At 60.5% G+C, this 17252-nt stretch carries 13 protein-coding genes; all 13 read left to right on the plus strand.

Annotation, left to right across the window (positions count from 1 at the left end):
- Positions 1 to 14 precede the first annotated feature (14 nt).
- Positions 15 to 968 (plus strand): type IV pilus biogenesis protein PilM, encoded by a 954-nt coding sequence (gene pilM, locus BUE38_RS20570; RefSeq protein ID WP_073437115.1) that lies wholly within the window; start codon positions 15 to 17, stop codon positions 966 to 968.
- Positions 968 to 1516, plus strand: a complete 549-nt coding sequence (locus tag BUE38_RS20575) for a PilN domain-containing protein (protein WP_073437116.1) — start codon at positions 968 to 970, stop codon at positions 1514 to 1516. Before pilM ends, BUE38_RS20575 begins: the two co-directional genes overlap by 1 nt.
- 19 nt (positions 1517 to 1535) lie before the next feature.
- Positions 1536 to 2144 (plus strand): type IV pilus inner membrane component PilO, encoded by a 609-nt coding sequence (locus BUE38_RS20580; RefSeq protein WP_234987132.1) that lies wholly within the window; start codon positions 1536 to 1538, stop codon positions 2142 to 2144.
- Entirely contained in the window at positions 2141 to 2659 is a 519-nt protein-coding gene (locus BUE38_RS20585) for a pilus assembly protein PilP (RefSeq protein ID WP_073437118.1), read from the plus strand. The genes BUE38_RS20580 and BUE38_RS20585 overlap by 4 nt, the downstream gene beginning before the upstream one ends.
- A gap of 60 nt (positions 2660 to 2719) precedes the next feature.
- Complete coding sequence (locus BUE38_RS20590; RefSeq protein ID WP_234987130.1) at positions 2720 to 4039, plus strand: type IV pilus secretin PilQ; 1320 nt, start codon at positions 2720 to 2722, stop codon at positions 4037 to 4039.
- Positions 4039 to 4587, plus strand: a complete 549-nt coding sequence (gene aroK / locus BUE38_RS20595) for a shikimate kinase AroK (protein ID WP_073437120.1) — start codon at positions 4039 to 4041, stop codon at positions 4585 to 4587. Before BUE38_RS20590 ends, aroK begins: the two co-directional genes overlap by 1 nt.
- Positions 4584 to 5702, plus strand: coding sequence for a 3-dehydroquinate synthase (gene aroB, locus BUE38_RS20600; protein ID WP_073437121.1), 1119 nt, complete (start codon positions 4584 to 4586; stop codon positions 5700 to 5702). The genes aroK and aroB overlap by 4 nt, the downstream gene beginning before the upstream one ends.
- Positions 5703 to 6153: 451 nt before the next feature.
- Complete coding sequence (gene gltB / locus BUE38_RS20605; RefSeq protein ID WP_073437122.1) at positions 6154 to 10599, plus strand: glutamate synthase large subunit; 4446 nt, start codon at positions 6154 to 6156, stop codon at positions 10597 to 10599.
- Between the two features lie 51 nt (positions 10600 to 10650).
- Complete coding sequence (locus tag BUE38_RS20610) at positions 10651 to 12069, plus strand: FAD-dependent oxidoreductase (RefSeq protein WP_073437123.1); 1419 nt, start codon at positions 10651 to 10653, stop codon at positions 12067 to 12069.
- Between the two features lie 205 nt (positions 12070 to 12274).
- Positions 12275 to 13930 carry a CTP synthase gene (locus tag BUE38_RS20615; protein ID WP_073437124.1) on the plus strand — a complete coding sequence of 552 codons (1656 nt, stop codon included), beginning with the start codon at positions 12275 to 12277 and terminating at the stop codon, positions 13928 to 13930.
- 5 nt (positions 13931 to 13935) lie between these two features.
- Positions 13936 to 14787, plus strand: a complete 852-nt coding sequence (kdsA, locus tag BUE38_RS20620) for a 3-deoxy-8-phosphooctulonate synthase (protein WP_073437125.1) — start codon at positions 13936 to 13938, stop codon at positions 14785 to 14787.
- Positions 14788 to 14886: 99 nt separating this feature from the next.
- Positions 14887 to 16179 (plus strand): phosphopyruvate hydratase, encoded by a 1293-nt coding sequence (eno, locus tag BUE38_RS20625; protein WP_073437126.1) that lies wholly within the window; start codon positions 14887 to 14889, stop codon positions 16177 to 16179.
- Positions 16180 to 16960: 781 nt separating this feature from the next.
- Positions 16961 to 17252: transposase (locus BUE38_RS20630; protein ID WP_143166211.1), on the plus strand; the 292-nt coding region annotated here is incomplete at its 3' end.

A 17252-nucleotide genomic window follows, 5' to 3' on the forward strand; every position in this document is an offset into this window, starting at 1 on the left:
AGGGAGGCAAGGGAATGCATGTTACCTCTTCTGTCAGAAGTCTGATTGGCGTTGACATTACGTCGACGACAGTCAGGTTGATTGAGCTCGCGGCAGGTCGATCTACCATCACCATGGGCGGGCTCGCCGTTGAGGCGTTACCACCGGGGGCTGTGATCGGACGCCGCCTTCAGCAGCCGTTGGCTGTCGCCTCTGCCCTGTCGCAGGCGCTCGCCGTATTGGCGCCGCGTACCCGGCGTGCTGCCGTGGCCGTGCCGACCAGTGCAACCACCACCTCACGGCTGTGCCTGCCGGCAGATCTCGACGACGCCGATATTGCCGCACATCTTGAATGGGACTCGGACAAGTATTTTGCAGTTCCGTTCACTGAGTTGGCCATAGATTTTCATCGTCTCCAGCAGGATGACAGTAGCGCGGCTCATCAGGATATAGAAGTGGTGGCCTGTCTCGAGTCGCGCGTGAGCCAACTGGTGACGCTGCTGAGGGATGTCGATCTCGAGCCGGTAGCCGTGGATCTGGAGCACCTGGCGCTGCAACGGGCCCTGCATGGCCTGGCTTGTGACAGAGGCAGAGGTGGGGTGGTGCTGGTGGATCTGCATGCCGACCTGGTGGCTGTTCACATCTGGCAGCAAGGGGACTGGGTGTGCAGTCGTGATTTTCCCCGCCCCGGTGGCGACACCATGGTGGCTCGAAGCGACGAAGCTTACGCTCTGGATCAGGCGAGGCTAGTGGTGGCCTGTGTGGCATTGTGCGGCATGCTCTGCTCGATGCCTCTGCCGGACCGGGTGTTTGTGGGTGGCGAGCTTCCCGATGCCTGTGAGGCCTTTCTCGAAGGGTTGATGGCGGGAGGTCTCCGAGAGGTCGAGATGGCTGACCCGCTGGCAGGTCTTCAGGGGGTTCGGCCCGACTGGTCCCGTTTTTCGCCAACCCTGCTGGCGGCTTCTGGCCTTGCCATGTGGAGTCCCTGATGACCATCAACCTGATGCCATGGCGCGAAGCGGATGGTCGGCGCCGCACGCGCCTTTTCTGGATGCAGTTGCTCAGTGCTGCCGGGCTGGCGGTGTTGCTGGCACTGGTGGAGTCCCTGCTGCTTGATGAGCGGGTCAGTATCCAGCGGCAGCGCCAGGCCCATATAGAAGCCGTGCTGGACGAACTGACACCACAATTGCCGGAGGTGAGGCGCCTGCAACAGCTTGTGGCAGCACGGCAGGCCCGACTGGAGCAGTGGAAGCGAGATCGCCGAAACCGTTACCTGATGGCGGCGCTGTTCAATGAACTGGCCGCGACTGTCGCTCCCGGGGTGGTCTACCGGGCTGTCGAGGTGCATGGAGAGAGGCTGGAGCTGAGGGGTGTCAGTGCCGACAGTGGCGCTCTGGACCTCCAGATCCGACGCATCGAGCAGTCACCGATCCTTTCCGGGGCCGAGCTGGTGGATGTCGTGGAGTCTCGGGGGCGTCAGTACTTCAGTCTGCGTTTGAGCTTCCCGGACGGAGGTGATGATGCGCTTGAGTCATGAGTGGCGATGCTTGCGCCAGGTGCATTGGCAGCAGCTCGAATGGTCCGAGGCCGGACACTGGCCACTGTTGTTGCGGTGCCTGGTGGTGGGAGTGGTGTTTGTCGTTGCGCTGGTGCTGGGGCGCTCGCTGCTGGTGGCACCACAGCACCAGGAGCTGCAGTTGGCGCAATCCAGTGAGGCGCGGCTACTGAAGGAATTCCAGCAGCTGTCGGGCGAGTTGGCTGCGCTGGAGCCTTTGACCGAGCAGGCAGGGGTGCTGGAGCAGCGTCTGGCGGCACTGGGCAAGTCACGGCACAGCACCTCGATTCCTGCGCTGATGGAGTGGATCGGCGATCTGGCTGGCGAGCATCAACTGAGTGTCGAGGCACTGGAGCTGCTGCAGGTAGATGGCGTCGAGGTGCAGAAGGATTCGCTACGGCTGAACCTGGTCGGGGGCTATCACCACATTGCTGAATTTGTCGGTGCTCTTGCCGATATACCGGTCATGGTCTCACTGCATGATCTGGTGGTGGAGCGACGTGATGTGTCGCGGGAGTCGGCATTGCGGATGTCGGCGCGGCTCGAGGTCCATCGTGCTGCATTCGAGGATGACGCCGGGATGACGCCACTCGGCGGGAGGTCGTCATGAGTGCTGGATGGCGGTATTGGTGCGGACTGTTGTGCTCGGTGATGATGCTCACAGGCTGCGGTGACGCGGAACTGGAGCGCCTTGATGCGCAATTGGCGGCGCTGGTCGACCAGTCGTCGGTGAGGGAGCCTCGGCAAGTAGTGGGCACCAGCCTCGACCACCTCCCGGTCCACGATCCGTTGGCGATCGGCCGCAGCCCTTTTCGAGCGGATGGTGACAGCCGCCTGCTGGAGATGTCGTCCCTGGCGTTCCCCGGGTCTGCGCTCAGCCAGTACGAGCTGGATCAGCTCGAGTTGCAGGGCACGTTGGCGCGGGGCGACAGGTATTGGGCGCTGGTGGCGGCGCCCGATGGCCATCTTCATCGGTTGGGGGTGAACCAGCGCCTGGGCCAACGTGGCTGGAAGGTCGTGGCCATTGATGGGGAAAGCATGTCGATAGTGGCGCAGGGCGCCACCGGGGAACAGGTGGCGGAGAGGCAGATCATGCGGCTTGGTGCTTCTCGGGGGGACGGTTGAGGAAGCCCGGGCCGGGGAGCCTGCTCCGGGGGCTGCAATAACACAGGGATGGTGCGAGGCATGCGTAAAGAAGTAGGAATGCTGTATCTAGTGGCGCTGATGGCATCCGGTTTGCCCATGGCAGCAGCGCAGTCGGTACCGGAAGAGCCGATTTCGCTGAACTTTCATGATGCTGAGCTTGGTTCAGTGCTGGGGGCCATCGCAGACTTCACCGGCCTCAATATTGTCGTCGGCAAGGGTGTGAGCGGCCGGGTGACGCTGCACCTCGATCAGGTACCCTGGCATCAAGCACTCGACCTGGTTCTGCATAGTCAGGGGCTTGTCAGCCAGCGCCAGGGAAATGTGATTCTCGTCACACCGAAAGACGGCGTAGCTACCAGGCTGGAGTTGCCCAATGGGAGCACCGTGTTACCAGCCCCCTTGCCACCACTCGGATGGGAGCAGTTGACGCTGCGCTATGCCAGGGCGGCGGACATGGCTGCCCTGTTGAGAGGAGAACAGGGCCGGGGGCTGCTCTCCGAACGTGGCCGAGTGGCCGTTGACCAGCGTACCAACACCTTGCTGGTACAGGACACGCCCGAGTACCTCGCTTCGATTCGTCGGACATTGTTGGGCCTCGATATACCCACGGCACAGGTGCAGATCGAGGCGCGAATCGTCGTGGTGCGTGACAGTGCTGCCCGGGAGATCGGCATCGACTGGGGGGTGTCGAGTCGCCAGGGGCTGGTGGTCGGCGATACCGGTGGCGCTCGGCGAGTGGAGCGTTATGCGGGCAACGAAGGAGGCTTCGGCGGTCTGGCGGTGGATCTGGGAGACCCTGTGGGGCCCGGGGCAACCTTCAATATCGGCTACCTGGCCAGCGATGTATTACTGGACCTGGAACTGCATGCGCTGGAAAGCGAGGGGCGTAGCAAGACCATTTCCGAGCCACGCGTGATCACTGCCAACCAGCACCCGGCAGTGATCAAGCAGGGCAAGGAGGTTCCCTATCAGGAGTCCACTGCCGAGGGGGCGACCAATACCGAATTCAAGGAAGCCGTGCTGGCGCTGGAGGTCACGCCGCAGATCACCTCGGATGACGCGGTGGTCATGGACCTGCGCATCAACAACGACACCATTGCCGACCAGAGCTTTGCCGGAGCGCCGGCGATCGACACCAACCAGATCGCCACTCGTGTCCGGGTGGCCGATGGTGAAACCCTGGTGCTGGGCGGCATTCTTACCCAGGGTCAGGCACGTAACCTCTATAGCACGCCCTGGTTGGGGGATCTGCCACTGGTAGGAAGCCTCTTTCGGTATACCGAGAAAGTCGATGATAGGGTAGAGTTGTTGGTATTCATAACACCCCGAATACTCGACGATGGCCTGGCGGTTCGCTGATGCAGGAAGTACCCAACCTGATCTTGATCGGTCCCATGGGGGCCGGTAAAAGCACCATCGGCCGCTTGCTGGCGGCCGAGATGTCACGTGATTTCCATGATAGCGACCATGAGATACAGGCGCGCTGTGGGGCGGATATACCGTGGATATTCGATGTCGAGGGTGAGCAGGGATTCCGTGATCGCGAAAGCGCCATGATCGAGGAACTGGTCGGCCGGCAGAGCGTCGTCATTGCCACCGGGGGGGGCGCGGTTCTGCGTGAGGAGAATCGTTGCCTGATTCGTGAGGGGGGGACCGTCGTCTACCTGTTCACGACGGTTGAGCAGCAGCTCAAGCGTACCGCTCGTGATCGCAACCGACCGCTATTGCAGCGCCCTGATCGTGAGCAGGTGCTGCGTGACATGTTCGCCCTGCGAGACCCCCTGTATCGCGCCACTGCGGACCTGGTGATACGTACCGATCGCCGTGGTCCTCGTGCTGTTGTCAATGACATCATCCGCCGCGTTCAGCGATTGGTTGATCCCCTCACCTGCAAGGCTGGTCCATGACTACTGAAACCTCCACCACCGCCGAGCTGCTGACCCTCAGGGTGGCACTGGGCGAGCGTAGTTACCCCATTCATATCGGCCCCGGCTTGATTGATGACGGCGAGCACCTGACGGCCGGTCTCACCGGCAAGCAGGTCATGGTGGTCACCAATGACACCATTGCCGGGCATTATCTGGAGCGCCTGACGGCGGCGCTGCCGAAGGATCTGGATGTCAGGACACTGGTGCTGCCCGATGGTGAGGTACACAAGACATTCGCCAATGTCGAACGCATCTGGGATGCATTGCTGGAGGCCGGCTTCAATCGCCGCTCATCACTGATCGCCTTGGGCGGAGGCGTCATTGGTGACATGGTGGGGTTTGCGGCGGCCTGTTATCAGCGTGGTATCAACTTCATTCAGGTGCCGACCACGCTGCTGTCCCAGGTGGACTCCTCGGTTGGTGGCAAGACCGGGGTCAACCACCCGCTCGGCAAGAACATGATTGGGGCCTTCTGGCAGCCCCGGGCAGTGCTGATCGATACGGATGTCCTGGCCACTCTGCCGCCACGCGAGCTGTCGTCAGGCCTGGCCGAAGTGATCAAGTATGGTCTGATTCATGACGTGCATTTCCTCGACTGGCTGGAGCAGGAGATGGAAGGGTTGCGTCGACTCGATGCTGATCTTCTGGCAAGAGCCATCGAACGCAGCTGTGCCATCAAGGCCGAGATTGTGGCTGCGGATGAGACCGAGCAGGGAGTGCGCGCGCTACTCAACCTGGGGCACACCTTCGGCCATGCCATTGAAGCCCACATGGGGTATGGCAACTGGCTGCATGGTGAGGCCGTCGGGACCGGCATGGTCATGGCGGCCGACCTTTCGCAGCGGCTTGGCTGGATTTCTGTCGATGACGTGGAGCGGACCAGACGTGTCATCGCTGCTGCGGGGCTACCGGTGGAGGCTCCGGCGGAGATGGGGGTGGAGGACTTCCTGACCCGCATGAAACTCGACAAGAAGAACGTCGACAGCCATCTTCGCCTGGTGTTGTTGCGTAGCCTCGGCGATGCCTGTGTGTATGACGAGACGCCGCTGGACATGCTGCGTGCCTGTATTGCGGAGTTTCCTCGCCGACACTGATACAGCAACGCTGCCGATGCCTATCCGACGCCCGCGAATATCGCGGGCGTCGTCGTTTCTCGGGGTTGCATCATGAAGTTCAGAGCTGGAATTCGGCTTTGGTGCCATGCGTTGATCCGCATGTCTTATGCCTGATCGGCATGGGGTGTCGACAGTTATTGCGACTAAAGTCTAGTGGCGAATTTCAGGCTTCCAGGCTCATTGGAAAACGATTCCAAGTGTTTGACGTGGTGAGGTTTTTTCTACAAAGTTTCTTGCAAGCTGCAGATTTACGGTGTTTTTTTACTGGCGTGGCAGGCGCAGATGATTGCGTGGCAGGCGGGGCGTGGATATTCTGTGGACTCTTTTTCAGTGCAGTTAGCGATAGTCTGCAAAGATCCAGAAGATAAGAAAAACATATAACAATATCGCGAAAATGCTGTGACAACAACCCTTCATCTGAGGCGCGCCCATGAACAGAGGTCTTCACCAACCCGGCGAGTTCCGTGACAACTGCGGGTTCGGCCTGATCGCCCACATGGAAGGGCAGGCTAGCCATGAGCTGCTGAGTACTGCCATTGAATCATTGACCTGTATGACCCACCGCGGCGGTATCGCCGCAGACGGCAAGACGGGTGACGGCTGCGGTCTACTGCTCAAGATGCCTGACACCTTCATGCGTCAGGTCGCCCGTGAGGCGCTGGACGTTGAGCTTGGGGAGAGTTTTGCCGTCGGTGCGATCTTTCTGCCCGACGATGATGCTCGTGAGGCGGCAGCGCGTGAAGTGCTCGAAAGCGAGCTTGCTGCACGCGGCCTGAAGGTGCTGGGCTGGCGCGAAGTGCCGGTCGATCCGAGTGTCTGTGGCCCCATGGCCCTGGAGTGCCTGCCGCGCATTCGCCAGCTGTTTGTCGAGCCGGGCACGGATGCAGAGGCATTTGATGTCTCCCTGTTCATGGCTCGTCGCCGTGCCGAGCAGGCCTTGAAGCACGATACCGACTTCTATGTCTGCTCACTGTCCAGCGAGGTGGTGTCCTACAAGGGGTTGGTCATGCCGGTGGACCTGCCGGCCTTCTACCGCGATCTGGGCAATGAGCGTCTGGAAACCGCCATCTGCGTGTTCCACCAGCGCTTCTCGACCAATACCGCGCCACGCTGGCCGTTGGCGCAGCCTTTCCGTCTGATGGCCCATAACGGTGAAATCAACACCATCGAGGCCAACCGTGGCTGGGCCAACTCGCGCAAGGAGAACTTCGTCAGCGAGCGGCTGCCCGAGATCGCCGGGCTCGACGAGATCGTCAATACCACCGGTTCTGACTCCTCGAGCATGGACAACATGCTGGAAGTGCTGTTGACCGGTGGCATGGAACTGCACCGTGCCGTGCGCATGATGGTGCCGCCGGCCTGGCAGAACGTCGAGATCATGGATGGTGATCTGCGTGCCTTCTATGAATACAACTCCATGCATGTCGAGCCCTGGGATGGCCCGGCGGGCGTGGTCATGACCGACGGTCGCCAGGCATTGTGCATGCTCGACCGCAACGGCCTGCGCCCGGCGCGCTGGGTGATTACCCGCAACGGCTTCATCACCCTGGCCTCCGAGATCGGCACCTATGATTACAAGCCCGAGGACGTGGTGGCCAAGGGTCGCGTCGGGCCGGGGCAACTGCTTGCCGTGGATACCCAGACCGGTGAGGTGCTGCATACCTCGGATATCGATGAGCGTCTCAAGTCGGCCTACCCCTACAAGCGCTGGCTCAAGGAGCAGGCGCACTTCCTCGAGTCTGCCCTGACCGAGCTGGCCGCCTTCCAGACCATGGACGCGGACCTGCTCAAGGTGCAGCAGAAGATGTTCCAGGTCAGCTTCGAAGAGCGCGACCAGCTGTTGCGCCCTCTGGCCGAGAGCGGCCAGGAGGCGGTGGGCTCCATGGGTGACGATACGCCCATGGCGGTCCTGTCGAGCAAGCATCGACTGCTCACCGACTATTTCCGTCAGAAGTTTGCTCAGGTGACCAACCCGGCGATTGATCCATTGCGTGAAGCCATCGTCATGTCACTGGAAACCTGCATCGGTGCCGAGCGTAACGTCTTCAAGTCAACGCCGGAGCATGCTCACCGCATCATTCTCACCACTCCAGTGCTGTCGCCGCGCAAGTTCACCGCCCTGGCGACGCTCGAGGATCCGGCCTTTGCCAGCCAGACGCTGTCGCTGGGCTATGACCCGGAACAGACAGGACTCAAGGCGGCGTTGCTGGAACTCTGCCGCCAGGCAGAAGACGCCGCACGCGGCGACAAGGTCATCCTGATACTCAGCGATGCGGAGCTGCCGAAGGGGCAGGTACCGATCCACGCTGCTCTGGCCGTTGGTGCTGTACATCACCATCTCGGCAAGCTGGCGTTGCGGCCGCGCGTCAACCTGGTGGTCGAGACCGGCTATGCCCGTGATGCTCACCAGATGGCCGTACTGTTCGGTGTGGGTGCCACTGCGGTCTACCCATGGCTGGCCTATCAGGTCATGGCCGATATGCATCGCACCGGCGAACTGACCGGCAACCCGGCGGACGGCCGCGAGAATTATCGCAAGGGCCTGCAGAAGGGATTGTTCAAGATCCTGTCCAAGATGGGGATCTCGACCCTGGCGTCCTACCGTGGCTCTCAGTTGTTCGAGGCGGTGGGTCTGTCGTCGGAAGTCATGGACCTGTGTTTCAGCGGCATGGCCTCGCGTATCGAGGGCACCGGCTTCAACGAGATTCAGCTGCAGCAGGTGGCACTGGGCCGCGATGCTTGGCTGCCGCGCAAGGGACTCCCCCAGGGGGGGCTGATGAAGTATGTCCATGGCCATGAGTACCACGCCTACAACCCGGACGTGGTCAAGGCGTTGCAGGAGGCGGTGCAGGAAGGCAACTACACCAAGTGGCAGCGCTTCGCCGAACTGGTCAATGGCCGTGAGCCGGCCACCATTCGTGATCTGCTCAAGCTCAAGCCCGCCGCCGAGCCGCTGTCCCTCGACGAGGTCGAGAGTGTCGATGAGCTGCTGCCGCGCTTCGACAGTGCCGGCATGTCGCTGGGTGCACTGTCGCCGGAAGCGCATGAGGCGTTGGCCCAGGCGATGAACGAGGCCGGGGGACGTTCCAACTCCGGTGAGGGCGGTGAGGATGCGTCCCGTTACGGCACCGTCCGCAGCTCGAAGATCAAGCAGATCGCTTCCGGGCGCTTCGGGGTGACCCCCGCCTATCTGGTCAATGCCGAAGTCCTGCAGATCAAGGTGGCTCAGGGCGCCAAGCCGGGTGAGGGTGGCCAGTTGCCGGGCGGCAAGGTCAATGAGCTGATTGCTCGCCTGCGCTACGCGGTACCGGGGGTGACGCTGATCTCACCGCCACCTCACCATGACATCTATTCCATCGAGGATCTGGCGCAGCTGATCTTTGACCTCAAGCAAGTCAATCCGGACGCCCAGGTGTCGGTCAAGCTGGTTTCGGAGCCGGGCATCGGCACCATCGCCACCGGTGTGGCCAAGGCCTATGCCGACCTGATCACCGTGTCGGGTTATGACGGCGGCACGGCAGCCAGTCCGCTGACCTCGATCAAGCACGCCGGTTCTCCTTGGGAACTGGGCCTGCCCGAGGTACATCAGGCTCTGCGTATCAATGGCTTGCGCGACAAGATTCGTCTGCAGACTGATGGTGGTCTGAAGACTGGTCTGGACGTGGTCAAGGCAGCGATTCTCGGTGCCGAGAGCTTCGGCTTCGGTACCGCGCCAATGGTCGCATTGGGCTGCAAGTACCTGCGTATCTGTCACCTCAACAACTGCGCAACCGGTGTTGCTACCCAGATGCAGTATCTGCGTGACGAGCACTTCCGGGGCACCGTGGACATGGTCAAGCACTATTTCCGCTTCATTGCCGAGGAAGTGCGCGAACTGATGGCAATGGTCGGTGTGCGCAAGCTGACTGACCTGATCGGACGCACCGATCTGCTCGAGGTGTTCGAGGGGGTGACGGCCTCCCAGCGCAATCTGGACCTGACGCCGTTGCTGATCAACGATCATGTGCCGGCTGAAGCACCGCAGTTCTGTTCGGTCAGCCGCAACGTGCCCCATGACCCGGGAGCGAAGAACAAGGAGGTGCTCGAGGCGTTGTTGTCGGCAATCGAGAGCAAGGCCGGTGCCGATGTCTCTTTCACCATTACCAACTGTGATCGTTCCGTGGGCGCCCTGACTTCCGGCGCCATTGCCAAGCGTTACGGCGAGGTAGGTCTGGAAGATGCGCCGGTGACGGCACGGTTCACCGGTGTGGCGGGGCAGAGCTTCGGGGTATGGAATGCTCGTGGCCTGTACCTGTACCTGGAAGGCGATGCCAACGACTATGTCGGCAAGGGCATGAATGGCGGCAAGATCGTCATCGTGCCGCCGAGCGCCAGCCAGTTCGAGAGCCACCGGACAGCGATCATCGGCAATACCTGCCTGTATGGTGCCACCGGCGGCAAACTGTTTGCCGCGGGTACGGCCGGCGAGCGCTTCGGGGTGCGTAACTCCGGCGCTCATGCGGTCATCGAGGGTGCCGGAGACCACTGTTGCGAGTACATGACCGGCGGCATGATCTGTGTGCTCGGCGAAACCGGGGTCAACTTCGGCGCAGGCATGACCGGTGGTTTTGCCTATGTGCTGGATGAGGACCGTACCTTCGTCGACAAGTACAACCATGAACTGGTGGAGATCCACCGCGTCAATACCGAGGCCATGGAGGCCTATCGGCGACACCTGAGGGAGACCATCGAGGAATATGTGGCGGAAACCGGCTCCGAGCGCGGTAGCGCCATCCTCGAGGACTTCTCTGACTTTGTGCGTCACTTCTGGTTGGTGAAGCCCAAGGCAGCAAGTCTCAACGGTCTGTTGGCTCAATCCCGGCGTCAGCCGGAATAAGTTGCCGAAGCGTTCTGAACAAACAGGCGCCCTGAACAAACAGGAGTATCCATGGCTAACCGTATGAGTAACGACTTCCAGTTCATCGATGTTGGACGTCAGGATCCGCAGAAGAAACCCGCGCATACACGTTCGCGCGAGTTCGCCGAGATCTATGAGCCGTTCAAACCCCAGGATGCGGCCAGTCAGGCGCACCGCTGTCTGCATTGCGGCAACCCGTACTGTGAATGGAAGTGCCCGGTTCACAACTACATTCCCAACTGGCTGCAACTGGTCAGTGAGGGCAATATTCTCGAGGCGGCGGAACTGTCGCATCGCACCAACTCGCTGCCGGAAGTCTGTGGCCGCGTATGCCCACAGGACCGGCTTTGTGAAGGCGACTGTACGCTCAACGATGGTTTCGGTGCGGTCACCATCGGCTCGGTAGAGAAATACATCACTGACACCGCCTTCGCCATGGGCTGGCGCCCTGATATGAGCCACGTGACCTGGACGGACAGGAAGGTGGCCATCATTGGTGCTGGTCCGGCAGGCCTCGGCTGTGCTGACATTCTGGCGCGCAATGGGGTGCGCCCGGTGGTGTTTGACAAGTATCCGGAAATTGGTGGCCTGCTGACCTTCGGTATTCCCGAGTTCAAGCTCGAGAAGACTGTCATGGAGCGTCGCCGTGCGGTGTTCGAGGAAATGGGTGTGGAATTCCGTCTGAATACCGAGATCGGCAAGGACATCTCCTTTGAGAGCCTGCTCGAGGAGTACGATGCAGTATTCCTGGGTATGGGGACCTACACCTATATGGAAGGTGGGTTCCCGGGTGAGGACCTGCCTGGCGTGCACAAGGCGCTCGACTATCTGATCGCCAACGTCAACCACTGCCTGGGTTTCGAGAAGGACCCCGCCGACTTTGTGTCGTTGAAGGGGCAACGTGTGGTGGTGCTGGGTGGAGGTGATACCGCCATGGACTGCAATCGCACCGCGGTTCGTCAGGCCGCACGTGAGGTGACCTGTGCCTATCGGCGTGACGAGGAGAACATGCCGGGCTCTCGTCGTGAGGTGGCCAATGCCCGTGAGGAGGGCGTCGAATTCTTGTTCAATCGTCAGCCGGTCGCTGTCGTCGGCGAGGAACGCGTCGAAGGCGTCAAGGTGGTGCGGACTCGCCTTGGCGAGGCGGACGAGAATGGTCGTAGGCGTCCCGAAGTGGTGCCGGGGTCCGAGGAAATCATCCCCGCCGATGCGGTAGTCATCGCCTTCGGCTTCCAGCCTAGCCCGGCGCCCTGGTTCGAGACCTGGGGCATCGAGATGGACGAGCGTGGGCGGGTCAAGGCACCGGAGCGCGGCGCCTTTGCCTTCCAGACTACCAATGAGAAGATCTTCGCCGGGGGTGACATGGTGCGCGGATCGGACCTGGTGGTCACCGCTGTCTACGAGGGTCGTCAGGCTGCCGAGGGGATTCTCGATTATCTCGAGGTCTAGTGCTTGTGCGCTGGATTTTGTGCAACTGATTGAGTCATAAGCCTTTGTGTTAACGGTGCCTCGCTCCAGGAGCGAGGCACCGGTTGGCTCGGATGTGGTATTCCTGCGACTGAAATTGAGCCGTTAGTCGATATCTGCTACGCTGTCGTCCCATCCTGGCGCGGCTTTCTGCCGGGCCTACCGATCACGTTTCGACAGGTTCTCCATGACACGATATATCTTCGTGACCGGCGGCGTTGTGTCCTCACTTGGCAAGGGCATTGCGTCGGCCTCGCTGGCAGCGATTCTTGAGGCTCGCGGACTCAAGGTCACCATGCTCAAACTCGATCCCTATATCAATGTGGATCCAGGAACCATGAGTCCGTTCCAGCACGGCGAGGTTTTCGTCACCGAGGATGGTGCCGAGACGGACCTGGACCTGGGGCATTACGAGCGCTTTATTCGTACTCATATGACCCAGTCCAACAACTTCACCACCGGACGCGTCTACGAACACGTGCTGCGCAAGGAGCGCCGCGGTGATTACCTCGGCGGTACCGTGCAGGTGATTCCGCATATCACCGACGAGATCAAGCGCCGTGTCTACGAGGGCGGCGAAGGTCACGATGTCGCTCTGGTGGAGATCGGCGGTACCGTCGGCGATATCGAGTCCTTGCCGTTCCTCGAGTCTATTCGTCAGATCCGTAGTGAACTGGGTGCCCAGCGTGCGATCTTTATGCACCTGACGTTGGTGCCCTACATCCAGACAGCGGGCGAGACCAAGACCAAGCCGACACAGCACTCGGTCAAGGAACTGCGTTCGATCGGTATCCAGCCGGATATCCTGATCTGTCGCTCCGAGGTCGAACTCGAGGAAACCGAGCGCCGCAAGATTGCTCTGTTCACCAATGTCGAAGAGCGTGCGGTTGTGCCGCTGCAGGATGCCGATACCATCTATCGCATCCCGCTGATGCTGCATGAGCATGGACTGGATGACATCGTCTGCGACAAGCTGCGTCTCGAGGCTGAGCCGGCGGATCTGGCCGAGTGGGTCAAGGTGCTGGACGCCAAGCTCAACCCGCTGAAGTCGATCAACATCGCGATGGTCGGCAAGTACATGGAATTGCTCGACGCCTACAAGTCGCTCAATGAGGCGCTGATCCACGCCGGTATCCAGACCCGTGTGAAGGTCAACGTCGACTACATCGACTCCGAGGATATCGAGCGTCATGGCCCGGAGCGTCTGGCTGGCAAGGATGCGATCCTGGTGCCGGGTGGTTTCGGCGAGCGCGGTGTCGAGGGCAAGATTCTGACCGCTCGTTATGCTCGTGAGAACGGCATCCCCTATCTGGGTATCTGTCTGGGCATGCAGGTGGCCGTTATCGAGTTCGCTCGCCATATTGCGGGCTGGAGCGATGCCAATTCCACCGAGTTCACCCATGACACCCAGCATCCGGTGGTCGGTCTGATTACCGAGTGGCTGACGCCGGAAGGCAGGATCGAGGTGCGTGATGAGGCCTCTGATCTGGGCGGTACCATGCGCCTCGGCGGGCAGCAGTGTCGTCTGGCGAAGAGCAGCAAGGCGTTCGAGGCCTACGGCGATGAAGTGATCGTCGAGCGCCACCGCCACCGTTATGAGGTCAACAATCAGTTCATCGACGAACTGGAAAAGGCCGGCCTGGTGATCTCCGGGCGCAGCGTCGACAACTCGCTGGTCGAGATGATCGAGCTGTCGGACCACCCCTGGTATGTGGCCTGCCAGTTCCATCCGGAGTTCACCTCGACTCCGCGCGATGGTCATCCGCTGTTCACGGGCTTCGTCAATGCGGCGTTGAACCACAAGGCGCAGCGGACTCGCGCCCAGTCTGCACATCAGGAGTGATCCGTATGTCTGCAGCACAACGTACCATCGAATTTGCCGGCCTCAGGGCCGGCAATTCATTGCCGCTGGTCCTGTTCGCCGGGATGAACGTGCTCGAGTCTCGTGACATGGCAATGGAGGTGGCCGAGAAGTATGTCGAGGTCACTGGCAAGCTCGGCATTCCCTATGTTTTCAAGGCGAGCTTCGACAAGGCCAATCGCAGTTCGATCCACTCGTTCCGTGGGCCTGGCGTGGAGAAGGGGCTGGAGATTCTGGCCGAGGTCAAGCAGCGCTTTGGCGTGCCGGTGATCACCGATGTCCATGAGCCCTGGCAGGCCGCACCGGTGGCCGAGGTCGCCGATGTCATCCAGTTGCCGGCCTTCCTTGCCCGCCAGACCGATCTGGTGGTCGCCATGGCCGAGACCGGTGCCGTGGTCAATATCAAGAAGCCGCAGTTCCTGGCGCCTCACGAGATGCGCCACATCATCACCAAGTTCAAGGAAGCCGGCAATGAGCGTATCCTGCTCTGTGAGCGAGGCTCGAGCTTCGGCTACAACAATCTGGTGGTGGATATGCTCGGCTTCGGTGAGATGAAGGATTCCGGCTTCCCGTTGTTGTTTGACGTGACTCACTCGCTGCAGCGTCCTGGCGGGCGAGCCGATAGTGCCGATGGCCGACGTGCCCAGGTCCTGGACCTGACACGCGCTGGTGTCGCCGTGGGCATAGCTGGCCTGTTCCTCGAAGCCCATCCGGATCCGGATTCTGCCAAGTGTGATGGACCCTGTGCGCTGCCGCTGGACAAGCTTGAGCCGTTCCTGACCCAGGTCAAGGCACTGGATGACCTGGTCAAGGGGTTCCCGGAAATCGAAATCCGCTGATAACCAATCCCCGAGGAGGCCGGTGTCATCCATCCGATGGTGGTGCCGTCTTCCCCACAACGCTGACACATACCTTTGATACCTGAAGGACGAAAGAACATGACGAAGATTGTCGATATTCGCGCTCTGGAGGTTCTGGATTCACGTGGCAACCCTACTGTGCAGGCGGAGGTTCGCCTGGAGAGTGGGGCTGTAGGTGTGGCCTGTGCGCCGAGTGGGGCATCCACCGGTTCTCGGGAGGCTCTGGAGCTGCGCGACGGCGACAAGAGCCGCTATCTGGGCAAGGGCGTGATCAAGGCGGTGGATGCAGTCAACAACAGCATTCGTGAGCGCCTGATGGGGATGGATGCTCGCGACCAGCGCGGCCTCGACAACGCCATGCTCGAACTCGATGGCACCGAGAACAAGGAAAACCTCGGTGCCAATGCTATCCTCGCCGTATCTCTGGCGGCGGCCAGGGCCGCAGCCAATGCCAAGGGCGTGGCGCTCTACGCGCATATCGCTGAGCTCTATGGTCAGCCCGGCCAGTACCTGATGCCGGTGCCGATGATGAATATCCTCAACGGCGGCGAGCATGCCGACAACAACGTCGACATTCAGGAGTTCATGATCCAGCCGGTCGGCGCTCCCAACTTCCGCGAAGGTCTGCGCATGGGCGCCGAGGTGTTCCACGCCCTGAAGAAAGTACTGTCGGCTCGTGGCCTGGCGACTGCGGTGGGCGATGAGGGTGGCTTTGCTCCCAACCTGGCATCCAATGCCGAGGCCCTGGCGGTGATCAAGCAGGCGATCGCTGATGCCGGCTACGAGTTGGGCAAGGACATGACGCTGGCACTCGACTGTGCCGCCAGTGAGTTCTACAAGGACGGCAAGTACGTGCTGGCCGGTGAGGACAAGAGCTTCGATGCTGATGGTTTCGGCGACTATCTGGTGGGCCTGACCAACGAGTATCCGATCGTCTCCATCGAAGATGGCCTGGACGAGTCGGACTGGGATGGCTGGAAGTCGTTGACTGCCAAGCTGGGCGATCGTGTGCAGTTGGTCGGTGACGACCTGTTCGTGACCAACACCCGTATCCTCAAGCGCGGTATCGATGAGCAGATCGGCAACTCCATTCTCATCAAGTTCAACCAGATCGGCTCGCTGTCCGAAACCCTGGATGCCATTCGCATGGCTCAGGATGCTGGTTTCACTGCGGTGATCTCCCACCGTAGTGGTGAGACCGAAGACACCACCATTGCCGACCTGGCGGTAGGCACTTCCGCAGGGCAGATCAAGACAGGGTCGCTGTGTCGCTCCGACCGCGTGGCCAAGTACAACCGTCTGCTGGTGATCGAACAGGAACTGGGTGATCGCGTCAGTTACCCCGGACGCAGCGCCATCAAGGGTCAGTAAGCAATTCGGATATAAGCGAATTCTGTTGTCTATTGCGATACGTTTTGTAAGAGATTGACGACAAGATTTGTGGGATATCTGCTAAATCGACGCCTCAGAAGCCCGCGATTTTTTCGCGGGCTTTTTTAATTGATTGATTTTAATGTGATTTTTTAAACAGAAACGTTGTTTCTATGCTGTGGTCGGCATAAATCATGGGGTTGAGAAGCCCCGTAAAGCTGCCAGAATGACCCACATGGATCAGAGAGGTCAGGCTTCGCAAGCGGTATCTGAAAGGCGAAGTGGGTGCTCACTCTGGGGAGACAGCACAGCGACTGCACGGAGGCGTCCTGTACTGGCAGAGAGAGCATCGACTGAGCCGAGGGCTATGCCCAGATAACCAACTCTTGATTCTGGGATGCGTAAAGGATGCGATTTGAGTGCGCCTGGTGCGACAGGGTTGTTGCTTTCTGGGCAAGGACGTCACTCAAAGGAGTCGAGCGGAGGGAACCGCTCAAGGAAATGCTTGGAGCGGGCGGCCTACGGGCCGCCTTTTTTTTTGGTTCCAGCGACGAGCTGGCTATGTTCGTTCCCGACGAACAAACGCACTTCCCACATCCATGTGGGTCGCGAGTACGCTACGCTCGAGCAGTACCTCAGCCGCGAGCGACGAGCTTCGAGTACGCTACGCTCGAGCTTGAACCCCGAACCCCCTGGCTTTTATCTATGAGGTGTGGGGCGACACTGGTGCTATGCCCCCGATTTTGTGGACACCTCACTTTCCATCATGAGGTGAGGTGTCATGCTTCTACGTACACGTCGGCGGTATACGTCGGAATACAAGTTACATGTGGTCCGGTACTCTCTGGAGTCGACCGCCCCTCAAGCTGTCATCGCTGCTGAATTTGATGTTCCCGTCAGTGTCCTTGGTCGATGGAGGAGAGAGTACGTGTCCACTCACAAGAAAGACCAGAAGCCCGTCCCCAACCAGGGAGCCTCGAAGAGTCTGGCAGACCTGGAGCGGGAGAATCGCCAGTTGCGGAAACAGTTGGAACGCAAGGAACTGGAGATCGATATCCTAAAAAAGGCCGAAG

Source organism: Halomonas cupida, from assembly GCF_900142755.1.
Lineage (GTDB): Bacteria > Pseudomonadota > Gammaproteobacteria > Pseudomonadales > Halomonadaceae > Halomonas > Halomonas cupida.

Excerpts from the sequence above, each read along its gene's own strand:
- eno (WP_073437126.1), top strand. The coding sequence starts at position 14,887 with ATGACGAAGATTGTCGATATTCGCGCTCTGGAGGTTCTGGATTCACGT.
- aroB (WP_073437121.1), top strand. The coding sequence starts at position 4,584 with ATGACTACTGAAACCTCCACCACCGCCGAGCTGCTGACCCTCAGGGTG.
- aroK (WP_073437120.1), top strand. The coding sequence starts at position 4,039 with ATGCAGGAAGTACCCAACCTGATCTTGATCGGTCCCATGGGGGCCGGT.
- BUE38_RS20615 (WP_073437124.1), top strand. The coding sequence starts at position 12,275 with ATGACACGATATATCTTCGTGACCGGCGGCGTTGTGTCCTCACTTGGC.
- BUE38_RS20585 (WP_073437118.1), top strand. The coding sequence starts at position 2,141 with ATGAGTGCTGGATGGCGGTATTGGTGCGGACTGTTGTGCTCGGTGATG.
- BUE38_RS20575 (WP_073437116.1), top strand. The coding sequence starts at position 968 with ATGACCATCAACCTGATGCCATGGCGCGAAGCGGATGGTCGGCGCCGC.
- pilM (WP_073437115.1), top strand. The coding sequence starts at position 15 with ATGCATGTTACCTCTTCTGTCAGAAGTCTGATTGGCGTTGACATTACG.
- BUE38_RS20590 (WP_234987130.1), top strand. The coding sequence starts at position 2,720 with ATGCGTAAAGAAGTAGGAATGCTGTATCTAGTGGCGCTGATGGCATCC.
- gltB (WP_073437122.1), top strand. The coding sequence starts at position 6,154 with ATGAACAGAGGTCTTCACCAACCCGGCGAGTTCCGTGACAACTGCGGG.
- BUE38_RS20610 (WP_073437123.1), top strand. The coding sequence starts at position 10,651 with ATGGCTAACCGTATGAGTAACGACTTCCAGTTCATCGATGTTGGACGT.
- kdsA (WP_073437125.1), top strand. The coding sequence starts at position 13,936 with ATGTCTGCAGCACAACGTACCATCGAATTTGCCGGCCTCAGGGCCGGC.